At 70.4% G+C, this 15,585-nt stretch carries 14 protein-coding genes; 7 read left to right on the top strand and 7 right to left on the bottom strand.

What is annotated here, in order from left to right:
- Window positions 1-7: 7 nt before the first annotated feature.
- The gene (locus ACGF2Y_RS22710; protein WP_392950340.1) at window positions 8-304 is read right to left on the bottom strand and encodes a sulfatase; all 297 of its coding nucleotides are present in this window, start codon (window positions 302-304) and stop codon (window positions 8-10) included.
- 147 nt (window positions 305-451) lie between these two features.
- Between ACGF2Y_RS22710 and ACGF2Y_RS22705 the strand changes: the two genes are divergently transcribed.
- Genes ACGF2Y_RS22705 through ACGF2Y_RS22695 form a run of 3 tightly spaced genes read left to right on the top strand, consistent with a single transcriptional unit; the run spans window position 452 to window position 1,685 of the window.
- Entirely contained in the window at window positions 452-1,279 is an 828-nt protein-coding gene (locus ACGF2Y_RS22705) for a helix-turn-helix domain-containing protein (protein ID WP_392950337.1), read from the top strand.
- Window positions 1,276-1,482: a DUF397 domain-containing protein gene (locus ACGF2Y_RS22700; RefSeq protein ID WP_392950334.1), complete on the top strand. Its 207-nt coding sequence runs from the start codon at window positions 1,276-1,278 to the stop codon at window positions 1,480-1,482. The genes ACGF2Y_RS22705 and ACGF2Y_RS22700 overlap by 4 nt, the downstream gene beginning before the upstream one ends.
- On the top strand, window positions 1,479-1,685 hold the full coding sequence (locus ACGF2Y_RS22695; protein ID WP_392950331.1) for a DUF397 domain-containing protein: 207 nt from the start codon (window positions 1,479-1,481) through the stop codon (window positions 1,683-1,685). Before ACGF2Y_RS22700 ends, ACGF2Y_RS22695 begins: the two co-directional genes overlap by 4 nt.
- 157 nt (window positions 1,686-1,842) lie before the next feature.
- Here the strand turns inward: ACGF2Y_RS22695 and ACGF2Y_RS22690 are convergent, their stop codons facing one another.
- Window positions 1,843-3,135 carry an MDR family MFS transporter gene (locus ACGF2Y_RS22690; protein WP_392950328.1) on the bottom strand — a complete coding sequence of 431 codons (1,293 nt, stop codon included), beginning with the start codon at window positions 3,133-3,135 and terminating at the stop codon, window positions 1,843-1,845.
- A gap of 45 nt (window positions 3,136-3,180) precedes the next feature.
- Window positions 3,181-4,395 carry an RNA-guided endonuclease InsQ/TnpB family protein gene (locus ACGF2Y_RS22685; protein ID WP_392950413.1) on the bottom strand — a complete coding sequence of 405 codons (1,215 nt, stop codon included), beginning with the start codon at window positions 4,393-4,395 and terminating at the stop codon, window positions 3,181-3,183.
- A gap of 51 nt (window positions 4,396-4,446) precedes the next feature.
- On the opposite strand from ACGF2Y_RS22685, the gene tnpA reads away from it, so the two are divergent.
- Window positions 4,447-4,875 carry an IS200/IS605 family transposase gene (gene tnpA / locus ACGF2Y_RS22680; RefSeq protein ID WP_392950325.1) on the top strand — a complete coding sequence of 143 codons (429 nt, stop codon included), beginning with the start codon at window positions 4,447-4,449 and terminating at the stop codon, window positions 4,873-4,875.
- Here tnpA and ACGF2Y_RS22675 read toward each other — a convergent pair.
- The 3 genes from ACGF2Y_RS22675 to ACGF2Y_RS22665 form a co-directional block, all read right to left on the bottom strand.
- Window positions 4,838-6,739, bottom strand: a complete 1,902-nt coding sequence (locus ACGF2Y_RS22675) for an ABC transporter permease subunit (RefSeq protein WP_392950410.1) — start codon at window positions 6,737-6,739, stop codon at window positions 4,838-4,840. The two genes, tnpA and ACGF2Y_RS22675, sit on opposite strands and share 38 nt — an antisense overlap.
- Before the next feature lie 143 nt (window positions 6,740-6,882).
- The gene (locus tag ACGF2Y_RS22670) at window positions 6,883-8,397 is read right to left on the bottom strand and encodes an ABC transporter substrate-binding protein (protein WP_392950322.1); all 1,515 of its coding nucleotides are present in this window, start codon (window positions 8,395-8,397) and stop codon (window positions 6,883-6,885) included.
- A 191-nt stretch (window positions 8,398-8,588) separates the two neighbouring features.
- Complete coding sequence (locus ACGF2Y_RS22665; protein WP_392950319.1) at window positions 8,589-9,440, bottom strand: NPP1 family protein; 852 nt, start codon at window positions 9,438-9,440, stop codon at window positions 8,589-8,591.
- A 244-nt stretch (window positions 9,441-9,684) separates the two neighbouring features.
- On the opposite strand from ACGF2Y_RS22665, the gene ACGF2Y_RS22660 reads away from it, so the two are divergent.
- Genes ACGF2Y_RS22660 through ACGF2Y_RS22650 form a run of 3 tightly spaced genes read left to right on the top strand, consistent with a single transcriptional unit; the run spans window position 9,685 to window position 12,902 of the window.
- Window positions 9,685-10,131 carry a hypothetical protein gene (locus tag ACGF2Y_RS22660; RefSeq protein ID WP_392950316.1) on the top strand — a complete coding sequence of 149 codons (447 nt, stop codon included), beginning with the start codon at window positions 9,685-9,687 and terminating at the stop codon, window positions 10,129-10,131.
- Between the two features lie 39 nt (window positions 10,132-10,170).
- Window positions 10,171-12,357 (top strand): DUF6571 family protein, encoded by a 2,187-nt coding sequence (locus ACGF2Y_RS22655; protein ID WP_392950313.1) that lies wholly within the window; start codon window positions 10,171-10,173, stop codon window positions 12,355-12,357.
- 8 nt (window positions 12,358-12,365) lie between these two features.
- Window positions 12,366-12,902: a hypothetical protein gene (locus ACGF2Y_RS22650; protein WP_392950310.1), complete on the top strand. Its 537-nt coding sequence runs from the start codon at window positions 12,366-12,368 to the stop codon at window positions 12,900-12,902.
- Between the two features lie 87 nt (window positions 12,903-12,989).
- Here the strand turns inward: ACGF2Y_RS22650 and ACGF2Y_RS22645 are convergent, their stop codons facing one another.
- Window positions 12,990-15,584 carry a bifunctional FO biosynthesis protein CofGH gene (locus ACGF2Y_RS22645; RefSeq protein ID WP_392950307.1) on the bottom strand — a complete coding sequence of 865 codons (2,595 nt, stop codon included), beginning with the start codon at window positions 15,582-15,584 and terminating at the stop codon, window positions 12,990-12,992.
- Window position 15,585 lies beyond the last annotated feature (1 nt).

The raw sequence follows: 15,585 nt of genomic DNA, 5'->3' as shown, positions 1-15,585 counted from the left end.
AAGTCTGTCAGCGGTCCCGGCCGTCCGGGAGCCGCCGCCCCCGACTGTGCGCGACGACCAGCACCTCCCGCAGGGAAAGGACGGCCTGCGTCAGCGCGAACCGTACGGCGACCTCGCCGGCCGCCTGGTCCGCCAGCACTTCGTGCGCTCCTTCGAGTACGACGTTCCCGCACTCGATCTGTTCCTCCTCCATCTCGTCGGCGAGCCGGGAGAGCCTGCTGTTGGGATTACCGGTGCTCAGGTAGCAGGGCTTGCCTTCGGCGGACCTCCACGGGAGGAGGCGGAGCTGCGAGGTGTCAGTCATGTCGTTTCGTTCCTTAGCGCGAGGAGGTGCCTCTGACGGGTGGCGATCACTGTTCGTGGCCCCATCGTCACGGCTGGCGCTCTACGCTCGACAGAGGCACGCGATTGCCTGCGAACAGGACAACGGCGAGGGCTCGGGGAGTCAGGGATGACCGAAGTCGCGGAAGCGGAAGCGGAGTCGGGGCGCGCGGCGCTGGGGAGCGCCCTGCGGTACTTACGGCAGAAGGCGGGGCTGTCGCTCGGCCAGCTCGCCGAGAAGACGCGCTACGACAAGAGCTACCTGTCACGCCTGGAGGCGGGGAAACGGCTCTCCAAGCCGGCGGTGATGGAGGACCTGGACCGGTTCTACGACACGGGCGGGCTGTTGGTGGAGCTGTGGAAGGTGGCACGGTGGGGAGTCTTCAAGGACAAGTACAAGGAGTTCATGAGGCTGGAGCTCACGGCCTGCATCATCCACCTGTTCTCGCCGGGTATCCCAGGGCTGCTCCAGACCGAGGATGTAGCGCGTGCGCTGCTGTCCGGCGCCCAGGAAACGGCGAGCGAGGCGGAATCGGTAGAGGAGCAGGTCATAGCGCGCCTGGGCCGTCAGCAGTTGATCCACCGCAGCCCGGCCCCCACCATTCGGATCATCATGGACGAGTCCGGGCTGCGGCGTCCGGTGGGTGACCCGAAGGTGTGGGAAGCCCAGTTGGAGCATCTGATCGAGATCGCGGAGCTGCCGATGGTCACGCTTCAGGTGCTGCCGTTCTCGGCTGGGGCCCACCATCTGATGGACGGTGCGCTTACGCTCCTGTGGCAGGAGGACGGAAGCGCCGTTGCCTATACGGAGGGCAACCGGTGTGGCGAGTTGCTGGAAGATTCAGCCGATGTCACACGCGCCCGGCTGTCCTACGATCGGGCACGGGATCGGTCGCTGCCCCCGCCCGAGTCCATCGCGTTCGTCAGGGGCGTCCTGAAGGAGTTCAGAGGATCATGAAGCGCACGCCCGACCTCTCCACCGCGACCTGGCGCAAGTCCAGCTACAGCGATGGGGGCCCCAACAACTGCATCGAGGTGGCGGACGGCTACCCCGGCCTGATCCCCGTACGTGACAGCAAGACCCCCACCGGCCCCGCGCTCCTCGTCACCGCCCCCGCCTGGGCGGCCTTCATCGACGACGTACGGAAGGGGAACCTGTGACCGCACCCACCGCCCCCGACCTCTCCACCGCGACCTGGCGCAAGTCCAGCTACAGCGACGGGGGCTTGAACAACTGCATCGAGGTGGCCGACGGCTACCCCGGCCTCGTCCCCGTACGCGACAGCAAAACCCCCACCGGCCCCGCACTCCTCATCGCCGCCCCCGCCTGGGCCGCCTTCGTGGAGTTCGCGGCCGAGCACTGACCCCACCGCCGTACACCGCAGGGCCCGTGCCCCCGTCCTCACCGGGCGGGGGTACGGGCCCGCGCGCCTGCTCGACCGCCCCCGGGAGAAGCCCACCCCGCCCTCGCGGGCGACTCCGGAGCCGGGCCCGCCCGCAGCGGCTCGGGAGGCGGCTCGGTCAGTCGGTTTCCGGTCGGCCGCCGGTCCGTTCTGCCGCTTCCGGGCGGGGTGGCACGAGGGTGATCGCGAGGAGCGGCAGGGCGGCGAGGACGAGCCACGGGACGGCGGGCGGGAGGCCCAGGTCGAGCAGGGAGCCGGTGGCGGAGCTGCCGATGAGGACGATCAGGCCGGAGACGGAGGACAGTGCGCCGACGTAGAGGCCGAGGCGACCGTCCTCAGCGAGGTCGGGCACCCAGGCGCGGGCGGCCGGGACGATGAGCATCTGGCCGAGGGTGAGCAGGACGACGAACACCGCGGCGGGCAGCAGTCCGGCGGTGCCCGTCACGTTCGCGGGGCGCGCGGCTGCCACGACCGCGAAGCCGGCCGCGATGAGCAGCAGCCCGGCGGACATGGAGCGGCGCAGGTCGAGCCGGTCGCCCGCCCAGCGCGTGACCGGGAGCTGGACGCAGACGACCAGCAGGGAGGAGAGGGCGAACAGCCAGGACAGCGCCGACTGGGAGCCCGTCACGCGCTGCACCTCGTCCGGCAGGGCGAGGTAGAGCTGGTTGTAGGCGAGCAGGTAGCTTCCGTAAGCGCAGCACAGGGCGAGAAAGCGGCGGTTGGTCAGCAGCGCGCGCACCCCGCCCCGCCCTCGGGCAGGGACCCGGCCGGGGATGTGCTGCGGCATCAGCCTGGCGTGCCCGGCCAGGACCAGGACGAAGACGGCGGCCCCGGCCAGGCAGGCCGTACGGAAGTCCACGGCGAGGAGCAGGGCGCCGAGCAGCGGGCCGACGAACGCCCCGGCCTGGCCCGCCGCCGAGAGCAGGGCCAGCACCCGGGTCCGGGGGCCGTGGCCGTCCTCCTCCCACACCACCGCCTGCCGGGCCACCTCCGACTCCACCGCCGGGGAGAACAGCGCGGCGGCGAAGCCGATCAGCAGCACCGCCCCGATCACCGCCCAGGTCTGCTCCGCGTACCCCAGCCACGCGAACCCGGCGATGCGCAGCACGCAGCCGGCGAGGACGAGCGGCCGCACGCCGTAGCGGTCGACGAGCCAGCCGCCGACGACGAACAGGCCCTGCTGGCTGAAGGTTCGCAGGCCGAGGACGAAGCCGACCATCCATCCGGCCATGCCGATCGCGGTGCCGAGGTGTTCGGCGAGGAAGGGCAGGACGGCGTAGAAGCCTATGTTGAAGGCGAGTTGGGTCAGGATCAGCAGCCGCAGGAGCGGGGACAGATGCTTCCAGGTCCGCCGGCGCGGGGACTTGGCGGCCGGGCGGCGGAAACGGATGCGGGCAAGCAGGTGTGTCATGGGACCTCTGTGACTCCTCCACCCCCTAAAGGAGGTGGCTTCTCGCTATGCCTGGTTGGCGTTGCGACGGACCAGCCCGGCCCGTAGAACGTTGGTTGCTCCGACTTCGTCGGCGTGCGCATGGTGGTCGCACGCGATGCAGTGGAACCTTTCCTGTGTGGGCCGGTTCTCCTTGGCGGTGTGCCCGCATTCGGGGCAGGTGCGGGAGGTGTTGCGGGGGTCCACGGCGATCACTTCCCGTCCGGCGCTTTCAGCCTTGGCGTGCAGGATCGTCAGGAACACCCCCCAACCGGCGTCAGCTATTGAGCGGTTCAGCCCGGACTTCGCCGCTGCCCCGTTGGGCAGGAACGTGCCCGGCGTCTCAGGGTCGGGCTTCGGCGCGGGGGCCTTGACCATGTTGCGGATCTTAAGGTCTTCGTGCGCGATGAAGTCGTGCTCACGGACCAAACCAAGCGCGGTTTTGTGCGCGTGGTCGAGCCGCTGACGGCGGACCTTGCGGTGCAGCGTGGCGACGCGTTCGACGGCGCGTCGGTGGTTGCCGGTGCGCTTGTCCCGGCGGACACGACCGAACCGGGAAAGGGCCTGCTGCGCCACTTCGAGCTTCGCGGCGGCCTTGCGGGCATGACGCGGGTTTTCGACGTGCCCGCCGTTGGAAGTAGTGAGGAACGAGGCGATGCCCACGTCGATGCCGACCATGCTGCCGGTCGCCGGCAGCGGATCGGGCTGTGCCTGCTCGGCGGTCAGCACGACGAACCACTTACGGCCCTCGCGCTTGACGGACACGGTCTTGACCTTGCCGACCACGGGGCGGTGCTGGTTGATCTTGACGTGCCCGACACCCTGAAGACGGACGCGGGTGACGGGGTCGTGCGGGGTGGCATCCCAGCGGCAGCCGTCGCCGTCCTTGGGGAATTCGACGGTGTCGAACCAGTTCACCCCACGGAAGCGCGGGCATCCGGGGGTGTCACCGGACTTGATGCGGCGGAAGAACGCGGCGAACGCCTTGTCCAGGCGGCGCAACGTCGCCTGCTGCGAGCTGAACGACCATCGACCATGCCGCTCGGGGTCGAACGCCCGGATCTCCCTGAGCTGTGCGGACTGCTGCCCGTACTTGATGCTCGTCTTCGACACGTGCTGGTAGGCGTCGCGCCGTTCTTGCAGGGCTCCGTTGTAGAGGCCGCAGTGATCGCGCAGCATCTCGCCCAAAGCGGCCTGCTGGCCCACGGTGGGCCTCATGAGGAACTTGTACGCACGGATCATCCGGCCCACCCCCTTCCGGCGTCGGTTCGTCGAACATACTACGCTTGGTGTATGTCACCACGCTGGGAACCAAATGCCAATATCCGCCGGGGCCGTCACGTGGTCTACAACCTTCACGCCCATTTGGTTTTCGTGACCACGTACCGGCGCGAGGTCTTCAACGACGAGATGCTGACACGCTGCGAAGAGATCATGCGGAACGTCTGCACGGACTTCGGCGCGGACCTGATCGAGTTCAACGGCGAGGGCGACCACGTACACCTGCTCGTGCACTACCCGCCGAAGGTCGCCCTCTCGAACCTGGTCAACTCCCTCAAGGGCGTCAGCTCGCGGTACTTGCGCGCCGAGTTCACCGGCCCCGTGAACCGTGCCACGATGCACGGCCGGTTCTGGTCCGGCTCCTACTTCGCCGGGTCCTGCGGCGGAGCACCGCTGGAGATCGTCAAGCAGTACATCGAGCAGCAAAAACGCCCGTCGTAGCCTGCGGGTCAGAGCAGCCCTGAGATCGGATTCCCTCCCCACCTGAAGGAGGGGATTCCCTCCGAAGAGAGGGATGGGCGAGGCGATACGGGGGTGGGGCGGTGTCCGGGCGAGGCGGTCGGGCGGCCGGCGGAACCCCCGGGGCGGGCGGGCCGGGCCGCGTGCCCGGTGGACGCCGGGGCCGTAGCCGGGGCAGCCGCACCCCGTCCGCAGCGGTGACGGCGAGCGCGCCGAGCAGGGCGAGTACGGCGGCGGGGGCGAGGACGGCCCAGGGGGCGCGCTCCACGTACGGCTGGTTCTCGGCCAGCAGCAGGCCCCACTCGGGGGAGGGCGGCTGGGAGCCCAGGCCGAGGAAGCCGAGCGCGGCCAGGCTCAGGGCGATGGCGGGCAGCCGGAGCAGGGCGTGGCGGGTGACGGGCGGCAGGACGGCCGGGAGGAGGGTGCGCCGCAGCAGGTACCAGCGGCCCGCGCCGAGTGCCCGCGTGGCGGTCAGGTGGGTGGCGGCTCTTTCCTGTCGGAGCAGGGCGGCGGTGTGGGTGGCCAGCGGGGACCAGGCGACGGCGGCCACCGCGAGCGCGGGCGTCCACGGGCCGCTGCCCGCGATCCCGGTGACGAGGAGGGCGGCCAGGACGGGCGGCAGGGCGTTGACGGTGTCGACCAGCGGCCCGGACAGCTTCGGCAGCAGGCCCAGCAGGACGCCGGCCACCAGGGCGACGGCGCTGATGGCGAGGGCGACGCCGAGGGTGTTCAGCGCACCGTGCGCGATCCGGGCCAGCATGTCCCGGCCGAGGGCGTCCGTGCCGAACGGGTGGCCCCACGACGGGGCTTGGAGGCGGGAGCCGGTCTCCAGGAGGAGCGGGTCACGCGGCAGGCCGAGCCCGATGACCGCCAGGAGCAGCGCCCCGTACAGCAGGGGCAGGGTCCGCGGGGCGTGCGCGGTGGGCCGGTGCAGGGAGTGCAGGGCGCCGTCGCGCAGGGCGGGCCCGATCAGCAGTGGGGCTCCGAGCCGGGCCAGGACGCCGGCGACGGCCGCGAGCAGGACCAGGGCGAGTGTGCCGGTCTGCAGGACGGGCAGGTCCTGGGCCAGTGCCGCGTGCAGGGTGAGGCGGCCGATGCCGGGGATGTCGAAGATCTGCTCGACGGCGACGGCCCCGCCGGTCAGGCCGACCACGAACAGCCCGAGGTTGGGCAGCAGTCCCGGAACGCAGCGCCGCAGCGCCTGCCGTGCCACGGACCTCGGCGGGATGCCGCGGGCGGCGGCGGCCGGCACCCACGGCTCGCCGAACGCGGCGGGCAGCAGGTCGTACAGCATCCGCCCGAGAAGAGCGCCGGCGGGCAGGCCCAGGGCGAGGGAGGGCAGGATCGTCCACTGCGGCCCGTACCAGCCCAGCGCGGGCAGCCAGCGGAACTGCACGCCGATCACCGAGGCCAGCACGGCGGCCAGGAGGAACTCCGGCAGCGAGGCCAGTACCGCCGTGACGCTGCCACCGGGACCGCGCCCGCCCAGGCGGCGCCGCGGCCCCAGCCACATGGTGCGGGCGCACACGGCGGCGGCCGTGATCAGGGCCACGGCGAGCGCCCCGGCCATCAGCAGCAGGGAGACCCCGAGAGCCTGTAGGACGGACGGCAGCACCTGGGCGCCCGAGACCCACGACTGGCCCGCGTCACCGCGCGCCAGCCCGGCCAGCCACTGCCCGAGCAGCCGGAACGGTCCTTGGTCCAGGCCGAGTTCGCCCCGTATGGCCGCCAGCGCCGCGGGGGTGGGGTCGCGCTCCGTCGAGCGGGCCTTGAGCACGGTCAGCGCGGGGTCGGTGCGCGACAGCCACGGCAGCAGACCGATCCCGCACAGCAGGGCGGATGCCAGCAGGGCGCGCCACAGCAGCGTGGGACCGCCGCCCTGCCCGAGGAAACCGGCCCGCGCGAGGACACCGGCCCGCGCGAGACCACCGCCCCGCGCGAGGGCGCGCGGGGCGGCGGTACTCCTGGCGCGGGGGCCGGATGTACGGCTCAACGCCGGGTGGCCGTTCCGACGAGGGCACGCTCGTAGGGGTCGAGTACGGCGCCCTTGACCGAGGCGGCGATGCCGAGGGCATGCTTCAGGTGCACGACCGGGATCTCCGCGTCCGTGGCCAGGACCGCCGCCTCCGCCCGCATCGCGGCGTCCTGCCGCGCGGCGGGGTCGGTCACGGCCTGCGCCTCGGCGACGGCCTCGTCCACGGCCTTGTCGCACAGCTGCGACAGGTTGTACGTGCCCTCGCAGGTGTAGTCGCTGTCGAGGACGGTGACCGGGTCGCCGGTGTCGAGCATCACGTTGCGGGAGTTCAGGACGGCGTCGAACGTGCCGGCCAGCAGGTCGCTTTCGAGCCGCGCGTAGTCGCGTACCACCAGCTTCACCTTGAACCCGGCGTCCTGGAGCTGCTGTTGCAGCACCTGGGCGGACTCGGCCAGTTCGGGCCACCTGACGTGGGTGGCGATGGTGATGCTCTCGCCGTCGGGGTCGGTGGCCTCCGCCCGCCCGGCCGGCTCGATCCGCTTGCCCGCCGCCCAGCTCAGGGCGGGGCCGTAGATGCCCTGGGCGGGCTCGGCGTATCCCTCGTACACGTCCTTGGCGAGCACGGACACGTCGACCGCCTCGCGCGCCGCGGCCCGCAGGCCGGCGTCGGCGAAGGCGCCGGACCCGGTGTTGAGGTAGAGACTGATGTTGCGGGCGGTGTTCGTCTCGTGGACGGTGCCCTTGTCCAGGGAGGCGATCTGCGCGACGGGTACGGCCTGGATGAGGTCCGCCGCGCCGGTGCGCAGGGCGTTGGAGCGGGCGGCGCCGTCGGCGACGAACTTCGCGTCGATGCCGGACGCCTCGGCGCGCCCTCCCCAGTAACCGTCGAAGCGGTCGAGGGTGGCCTCGGTGTCACCGGTGATCTTCGTGAGCTCGAAGGGGCCGGTGCCGGTGCCGACCGGGTTCACGGTGCCCTGCTTGGCGTACGCCTTCGGGGAGAGCACCGCGAGGCTGGGGTTGGACAGCCGCTGCGGCAGCACCGGGTCGGCCGCTTCGGTGCTGACCCGGACCTGGTTGCCCCCGGCCGCCTCGGCGGTCAGCTCCACACCGGAGAGCGCGGCGGGCAGCGGTTCGGCCTCGGTCGCGTGGGTGAGGGCGTCGGCGACGGCCTTCGGAGTGACGTCGCCGCCGTCCTGGAACGTGGCCTCGCGCAGCGTGAACACCCAACTGCGGCCCTTGTTCCCGCTCTTCCACGATGTGGCCAGCGCCGGGGCCACGGAGCCGTCGAGGTCCAGCCGGGTCAGCCCTTCCGCGACACCGAGCCGGGAGAGGTGGAAGGCGTCCTGTCCGTAGGGGGAGAAGTTCTGCGTCGGCACGAAGGCCATCGCCACGCGCAGCCGCGCGCCTCCGCCGGAACCGGAGGATCCCGAGGCGGAGGCGCCGTCGCCGTCGCCGGAGGAGGCGAAGCAACCGGAGAGCAGTGGGGTGAGCAGCAGGCCGGCTATCAGCCGACGGCGGGGTGATCTCATGGTTCTCGCTCTGATCCTTCGAGCTCAGTAAGGCAAGGTTTACCTTTCAACAACAGGGTAGATGATTATCATTTCCATCGGTGCGACGGGGGCCTGCGACCGCCCGGCCTGCCCGTACCGCCGTCCGCGAGCTGTCCGGCGTCGCGCCGGACCGGACGGCAGCCGGACCTCTGATCGAGACGGGAGGGGCATCAGGCCCAGGGGTCGAAGGGGATCCCCGCGGGCTTGGCGTTGTTGAGGAGGTTGCGGAAGCGGTCGTGCTTGTCGGTGACCTTGATGGTCGCGGACCCGAAGTCGGCGTTCATGAGCTTGTCGCGCAACTCCGTGCTGGGGAAGCCGTTCCAGTCGACGACCGGGGGGTAGCGCCAGTTGCCGTAGTGGTTCTCGGGCGGTTCGTCGTTGCCGTTGGCGAGGCGGAAGAAGTGCGTGCCCAGGCCCTCCTTGTGGTAGACGGCCTTGGGGTGCGAGCCGTCGAACCGCACCTGCGAGCGCGGGTAGGTCCTGACGGTGCTGTGCTGCGTCGTCGAGACGTGATCGACCTGGTTGGAGCCCTGGTTGACCCAGGAGATCACATGCTCGAAGTCGTGGCGGTGGCCGCCGAGCCCGCTGCCGTGGACGGCCTGGTCCTTCTCGAAGTAGCTGGCGTAGACGATGCCGCACCAGCCGTTGTTGCACTTCGACCGGGCGTACGTCTGCGAGTTGTCCAGGTCCCATCGGTCCCGGCAGCTGCCGTTGACCGCGCCGCTCGTCTTCAGGCCGGTCGCGAGGCTGCCGTCCGGGCCGATGGCGGGGGTGGCGTAGCAGCCGTCCCCGTCGTAGTCGAAGGCGGGCGAGAACGCCTGCTCGTAACCGCCCGCGTTCTGGGGGAGGTTCTGCGGCGGGCCGGCGTGGGCGGCGGAGGCGGTGCCCAGCACGAGGATGCCCGCGGCGGCGAGAACGGTGGCGGTGCGGGTGGCGGTGGTACGGGCCGCGCCCTTGCGGGTGGCGGTGCGGGTGGCAGTGCGTTTCACGGGGGGTGACGGCGATATCGGCGGAGTTCGCATGGTTTCTCGCTCCTGACTCATGTGGCACATCAGCACGCGGCGACGGGGTCGACCACCGCAAGAGTTGCCCGGGTCATGACATAAAGAAACGGAGAAGCGTCTCCCGCCTGCCCCTCGGCCTGCAATCGCCGACCCCTCAGCAAACGATCAAGAAGCGAAGATAGCGTGGGGGAGCAGGCAGCCCTATGGCGAGAGAAGTACCGGCGTTCGACCGTACGACCCACGACTTCACGGAGGACGACCTATGGCTTGGGACGAATGGGAGCAGGCGAAGGCGCGAGCTCAGCAGGACGCGGCCATGCGCCTGAACCAGGTCGCCCCCGAAAGCGGCAGCGGAAGCGGCGACGGAGATCTGGTCGTGCACGACAACGTGCTCGGCGCGCTGGGAAACCTGGCCTACGACCTGCGGCAGCACTTCTCCACCGCGTCCGACCACGCCCGGCAGAACACCTTCGACGCATCCGTCCAGCTGTTCAACGACGGGCTGGACATGGGCTCGGCGCTCACTGAACTCCATGACGCCTGGAACACGAAAGCGGGAACGCTCAAGGAGGCGTGCGCGCACATCTCCAACCACCTCGACTACACCCGCGCCGAGCACGCGAAGGACACGGTCAAGATCGCGACGGACATGCGCGCAGTCGGCGGGGACGAGCTGTCCGTGTCACGCATCAACGACTACTACAAGTAGCCAGCACGTAGGGCGACGGGGACGACGGGGGCACACATCATGGTCACCTTCCAGGAACTCAGCGACCTGCGGCTGGGAAAGCTCCAGGCAGCGGTCGCGGACTGGCAGGCGATGGTCGACAAGCTGGTCAAGGTCGCCGACGGCGGCAACGGCCAGGTCAGCGCGGCGGACCTGGGCAGCAAGGCCAAGGCGGCCGACTGGAAGGGCCAGAACGCGACCGTGACCAAGGACTTCGTCACGGTCACGGCGCGGGAGTTCGACGACGTCGTCACCGTCGCCCGGAGCGTGCACACGATCCTGAGCGGCGCGCACACAAAGCTGACGAAACACAAGGGCGACTTGGCAGACGCGGTAAGCCGGGCGGCCAAGAAGAACATCTACGTGAATGACAAGGGCATGGTCATCGCCGCCGTCCCCTCACCGCAGGCGGCCGGCAGCGCGAAGATCGAACCGCCGACCCAGGCGGAGATCGACGCGGTGGCCAAGGAGATCGGCACCATCCTGACGGCGGCCGACGAGACCGACAGCACGGCGGCCACGGCACTGCGTTTCCACACGAAGGACAAACACGGGTTTGAGTCGAACGGATTCAACAGCTTCGACTCGGCGCAGAAGAGCATCGAGGACTCCGACGAGCTCATCGCCCTGGGCAAGAAGGACCCCAGCCAGCTCACCAACGAGCAGCTGGAGCGCTTCAACGCGCTGATGAAGGCCCACCCGAACGACCCCGTCTTCGCCGAGCGCGTGGCCCTCGGTCTGGGGCCGGAAGGGACGCTGAAGTTCTTCGCCGGAGCTGTGGACCTGGACGGCTGGGAGAACCGGGAGGGTGGCGGCACGGGCACGCGGGAGGCCCGCGAGGAGCGCATGCGGCTGCTGGGCACACTGGAGAAGCAGCTGGGCACCACGCTGGCCACCGCCTCGCACTCCAACAGCGAGGGCATGGAGTCCTGGAAGGACCGGGTGGTCGCGCTCGGCGGCGAGAACGTCGGCAGCGGCCAGGGCGGGAGCCAGACCCGCGTCCACGGCTTCCAGGCCATGAGCAACCTCATGCGCCACGGGAAGTACGAGGGCGATTTCCTCAACGACTACGGCAACGCGCTCGTCACGTACGAGAAGGAGAACACCGGAGACGTCAAGGACCCGGGTCCCGGCGGAAAGCGCCGGGAGGATGTGCTGCCCTGGGACAAGCTCCCGTCGTACGCGAAGATCGACCAGCTCCACTACGGGGAGACCAACGACGCGGGTACGGACCCGATGACCGGGTTCATGAAGGCGCTGGCCCACAATCCCGAGGCGGCCACGGACTTCTTCAGCGCAACCGACCCCGAGGACAACGCTCAGTACTTGCTGAAGGACCGCCAACCCATGAACGACGTCGTGCCCGACTCCATGGGGGTCGGCAGGTCGGTCGATGACTACAAGGGCCCGAAGGCGATCTACGAGGCGACCGGCGACGCCCTCGTCGCGGCTGCGACCGGAGTCGACCCGGACGACAGCTCCGCCCGGCCGGTCGAGCACACCGGACAGCACCGGCAGGTGCTCGACAGCTCGCTGAAGCACCTCGCCGCGCGGGGCGACGACTTCCCCGCCGAGATGCGGGACGACATGGCGATCGTGCTGACGAACCACGGCGACACGGTTCACCACTCCGCCAGCGCGCTGGCCGACGACCCCGAGGATCCGAAGCTGCTGGACAGGGACCAGCTGCTGGAGGTGTCCAAGCAGGTTTCCCGCGACCAGAACGCCTACGGCATGCTCAACGAGGGCCTGAACCGGGAAATCGTCAGGGACATCCACGAGGACAATCCGAAGGACCCCAAGGAGACCCTGCAGCGGGCGGGTGCCACCGTCGGGTTCCTGGAACAGGCTCGCTACCAGGCCCTGGTGACCGACAAGGACGATCCCTCGTGGGACGCGAAGTGGCTGTACCACGGGTTCGGCAGCATCGCGAACTTCGTTCCGGGGGTGGGTGACATCGCTCAGCGGGGTATCGACGCGGCGGCCTACCAGTGGCAGACGCAGGAGCAGGGGCGGATCGACGCCATCCAGGTTCAGGACAACCGAGAGGTCTTCAAGGGGAGGGAGCAGCAGTTGCAGGCGCTGGCCGACGAGTGGGAAAAGGCGAACCCCGGCCATTCCAACTCCCGTTACACCCTCACCAGAGAGATCGGCAGTGCCGCGTACGACGGCAACGACCGCGCCAGCGGGCTGGCAGGCGAAGGATGACGAAGTCGATGAGAAAGATCCTCTCGCGATCGGCATGCCACGCTGTACTGCTCACCGCGCTACTCGCCGGGGCCGCCGGCTGCGGCGGCGGGCCCGACGCGTTCAAGGTGTCCGAAGCCTGCGGCACGAAGGTCGACCCCGACCTGATCGGCCAGCTGCTGCCCAGGGGCGAAGAGCTGAGAACCAAGGACACCTTCTCCGAACCCAGGCAACCTCGCTGCGAGTTCGAGATCGACGGGCAGGAAGTGGTGGGACTGCGGGGGGATGTAGTCGAGTCGTTCATCAAGCCGTTGGAAGTCAACGAACGGACCATGCGGCGTTTGGGTAACCCGAAGCCCGCCGACGTCGGCGACGGTGCCACCATCGCGGACCACGCGGCGATGGCGGTCCAGGCGTGCACGTACAAGGGAGAGAAGAGTCAGTACGTGCTGGTCATCGACGGCGTGGAGAACCCGAAGGACACTGCGGAACGCCGCCGCGTACTCGAAGAGTTCCTGCGCTCCCAACTTCCGGTCGCCATGGAGGCGGAGGGCTGCCGCCCGTAGCGCCCCAGGGGCTGGGCGGGGGCGCAGGAGCGGTGCGGGGCGGCCCGGTGGCCGACCCCCGTCCCACCCCCCGCCCCTCCCCCGCCCTCAGCTGGGCAGCACCGGCAGCAGTTCCGGCAGGTGTCCGTCCGAGGCCGTGGCCGCCGCGACCCGCTCGGCCGGGACCTCCCCGTACAGCGTCGTGCGTGGGCGGGACGGGCGGCCGGCGAGTTCGGCGATGGCCTCCAGGTCCTGGATGGAGCGGTACGAGCCGTAACTCGATCCCGCCATCCGGGAGATGGTCTCCTCCATCAGCGTGCCGCCCAGGTCGTTCGCGCCCGAGCGGAGCATTTCCGCCGCGCCCTCGGTGCCCAGCTTCACCCAGCTCGTCTGGATGTTGGTGATGTGCGGGTGGAGCAGGAGCCTCGCCATGGCGGTGACGGCCCTGTTGTCGCGGTCCGTCGGGCCGGGGCGGGCGATGCCGGCCAGGTAGACCGGGGCGTTGGTGTGGATGAAGGGGAGGGTCACGAACTCCGTCAACCCGCCGGTCTCCTGCTGGAGTCGGGAGAGCGTACGGAAGTGGCCGAGCCAGTGGCGGGGCTGGTCGACGTGCCCGTACATCATCGTCGAGGACGAGCGCAGGCCCACCTCGTGCGCCGTCCTGATGACCTCCAGCCAGGTGGCCGTGGGCAGTTTGCCCTTGGTGAGGACCCAGCGGACCTCGTCGTCCAGGATCTCCGCCGCCGTACCGGGGATCGAGTCGAGCCCGGCCTCCTTGGCGGCGGTCAGCCAGTCGCGGATCGACAGGCCCGTGCGGGTCGCGCCGTTGACGACCTCCATGGGCGAGAAGGCGTGGACGTGCATACCGGGGACCCGCTCCTTCACCGCCCGCGCGATGTCGAAGTACGCCGTGCCGGGCAGGTCCGGGTGGATGCCGCCCTGCATGCAGACCTCGACCGCGCCGACGTCCCACGCCTGCGCCGCCCGGTCCGCGACCTGGTCCAGGGAAAGGGTGTACGCGTCGGCGTCCGTACGGCGCTGGGCGAAGGCGCAGAAGCGGCAGCCGGTGTAGCAGACGTTGGTGAAGTTGATGTTCCGCGTGACGATGTACGTGACGTCGTCGCCGACCACGTCCCGGCGCAGCGCGTCCGCGATCCGGCACAGCTCGTCCAGCGCCGGGCCGTCCGCGTGGAGCAGGGCGAGGGCCTGGTCGTCGGTGAGCTTCGTCGGGTCGTCGGCGGCCTGGCTCAGCGCCTGGCGTACGTCGGCGTCGATGCGGGACGGGACCATGCCGGGGGCCGCCGCCTCGCGGAGCGCCTCCCAGTCCCCGTACACCTCGTCGAAGTCGTCGCGGCGGTCGCCGGTGCGGCCCTCGGTGTCGATGGTGGCGTGCAGGTCGGTGCGGCCGGTGGAGGTGAAGCCCTCGTCCGGCTCCTGCCAGGGCAGACCGGCGGGGATCGCGTCCTCGCGGGCGAGGCCCGTCTCCGGGTCGGCCAGGGCCCGGACGTGCGGGAGGAGGCGGGGGTCCAGCCACGGCTCGCCGCGCTGGATGAACTCGGGGTAGATGGTGAGGCGTTCGCGGAGCGTGAAGCCCGACTCGGCTGTTCGCTCCGCCAGTTCGTCGATGTGGGGCCAGGGGCGCTCGGGGTTCACGTGGTCGGGCGTGAGGGGTGAGACCCCGCCCCAGTCGTCGATGCCCGCGCCGATGAGGAGCGCGTACTCGGCGTCCACCAGATTCGGCGGGGCCTGGATGCGCGCGGACGGGCCGAGGATGTGCCGGGCCACCGCGATGGCCGCGGCCAGTTCCTCCAGCTCCGCGTCGGGCATCCCGCGCATCGCCGTGTCCGGCTTGGCGCGGAAGTTCTGCACGATGACTTCCTGGATGCCGTGGTAGGCGCGGGCCGTCTTGCGCAGCTCGAAGAGGGAGTCGGCGCGCTCCTCGTACGACTCGCCGATCCCGATCAGGATGCCGGTGGTGAACGGCACGTTGGAACGCCCCGCGTCCTCCAGGACGCGCAGCCGCACCGCCGGTTCCTTGTCCGGGGAGCCGTGGTGCGGGCCGCCCGGCTCGGACCACAGGCGGGTCGCCGTCGTCTCCAGCATCATCCCCATCGAGGGGGCGACCGGCTTGAGGCGCTGGAGGTCGGTCCAGGTCAGCACGCCCGGGTTGAGGTGGGGCAGCAGGCCCGTCTCCTCCAGCACCCGGATCGCCATGGCCCGTACGTACGCGAGGGTGTCGTCGTACCCCTCCGCCTCCAGCCACTCCCGCGCCTCGGGCCAGCGGTCCTCGGGACGGTCCCCGAGCGTGAACAGCGCTTCCTTGCAACCCATCGCCGCGCCCTCGCGTGCGATGGCCAGCACCTCGTCGGGCGAGAGGAACATCCCGTGGCCTGCCCGGCGGAGCTTGCCGGGGACGGTGACGAAGGTGCAGTAGTGGCACTTGTCACGGCAGAGGCGGGTGAGGGGGATGAAGACCTTGCGCGAGTACGTGATCACGCCCGGCCGGCCCGCCGCCGCCAGGCCCGCGTCCCGGACGCGGGCGGCGGACGCGGCCAGATCCTTCAGGTCGTCGCCGCGCGCCCGGAGCAGGACGGCGGCCTCGGTGACGTCGAGGGCGACACCGTCACGGGCACGTCTGAGCGCGCGCCGCATGGCGTTGGAGGTGGGGCGTCCGGTCTGAGGATCGGGATCGGGATCGGTCATG

The organism is Streptomyces sp. NPDC048142 (assembly GCF_043202835.1).
Lineage (GTDB): Bacteria > Actinomycetota > Actinomycetes > Streptomycetales > Streptomycetaceae > Streptomyces.
The sequence above is the reverse complement of the archived record's forward strand: the minus strand, read 5'-3'. Positions and strand labels throughout refer to the sequence as shown.

Bases quoted from the DNA above. Each gene is read 5' to 3' on its own strand.
- ACGF2Y_RS22710 (WP_392950340.1), bottom strand. From the start codon at position 304: ATGACTGACACCTCGCAGCTCCGCCTCCTCCCGTGGAGGTCCGCCGAA.
- ACGF2Y_RS22705 (WP_392950337.1), top strand. From the start codon at position 452: ATGACCGAAGTCGCGGAAGCGGAAGCGGAGTCGGGGCGCGCGGCGCTG.
- ACGF2Y_RS22700 (WP_392950334.1), top strand. From the start codon at position 1,276: ATGAAGCGCACGCCCGACCTCTCCACCGCGACCTGGCGCAAGTCCAGC.
- ACGF2Y_RS22690 (WP_392950328.1), bottom strand. From the start codon at position 3,135: ATGACACACCTGCTTGCCCGCATCCGTTTCCGCCGCCCGGCCGCCAAG.
- ACGF2Y_RS22685 (WP_392950413.1), bottom strand. From the start codon at position 4,395: ATGATCCGTGCGTACAAGTTCCTCATGAGGCCCACCGTGGGCCAGCAG.
- tnpA (WP_392950325.1), top strand. From the start codon at position 4,447: ATGTCACCACGCTGGGAACCAAATGCCAATATCCGCCGGGGCCGTCAC.
- ACGF2Y_RS22670 (WP_392950322.1), bottom strand. From the start codon at position 8,397: ATGAGATCACCCCGCCGTCGGCTGATAGCCGGCCTGCTGCTCACCCCA.
- ACGF2Y_RS22665 (WP_392950319.1), bottom strand. From the start codon at position 9,440: ATGCGAACTCCGCCGATATCGCCGTCACCCCCCGTGAAACGCACTGCC.
- ACGF2Y_RS22660 (WP_392950316.1), top strand. From the start codon at position 9,685: ATGGCTTGGGACGAATGGGAGCAGGCGAAGGCGCGAGCTCAGCAGGAC.
- ACGF2Y_RS22655 (WP_392950313.1), top strand. From the start codon at position 10,171: ATGGTCACCTTCCAGGAACTCAGCGACCTGCGGCTGGGAAAGCTCCAG.
- ACGF2Y_RS22650 (WP_392950310.1), top strand. From the start codon at position 12,366: ATGAGAAAGATCCTCTCGCGATCGGCATGCCACGCTGTACTGCTCACC.
- ACGF2Y_RS22645 (WP_392950307.1), bottom strand. From the start codon at position 15,584: ATGACCGATCCCGATCCCGATCCTCAGACCGGACGCCCCACCTCCAAC.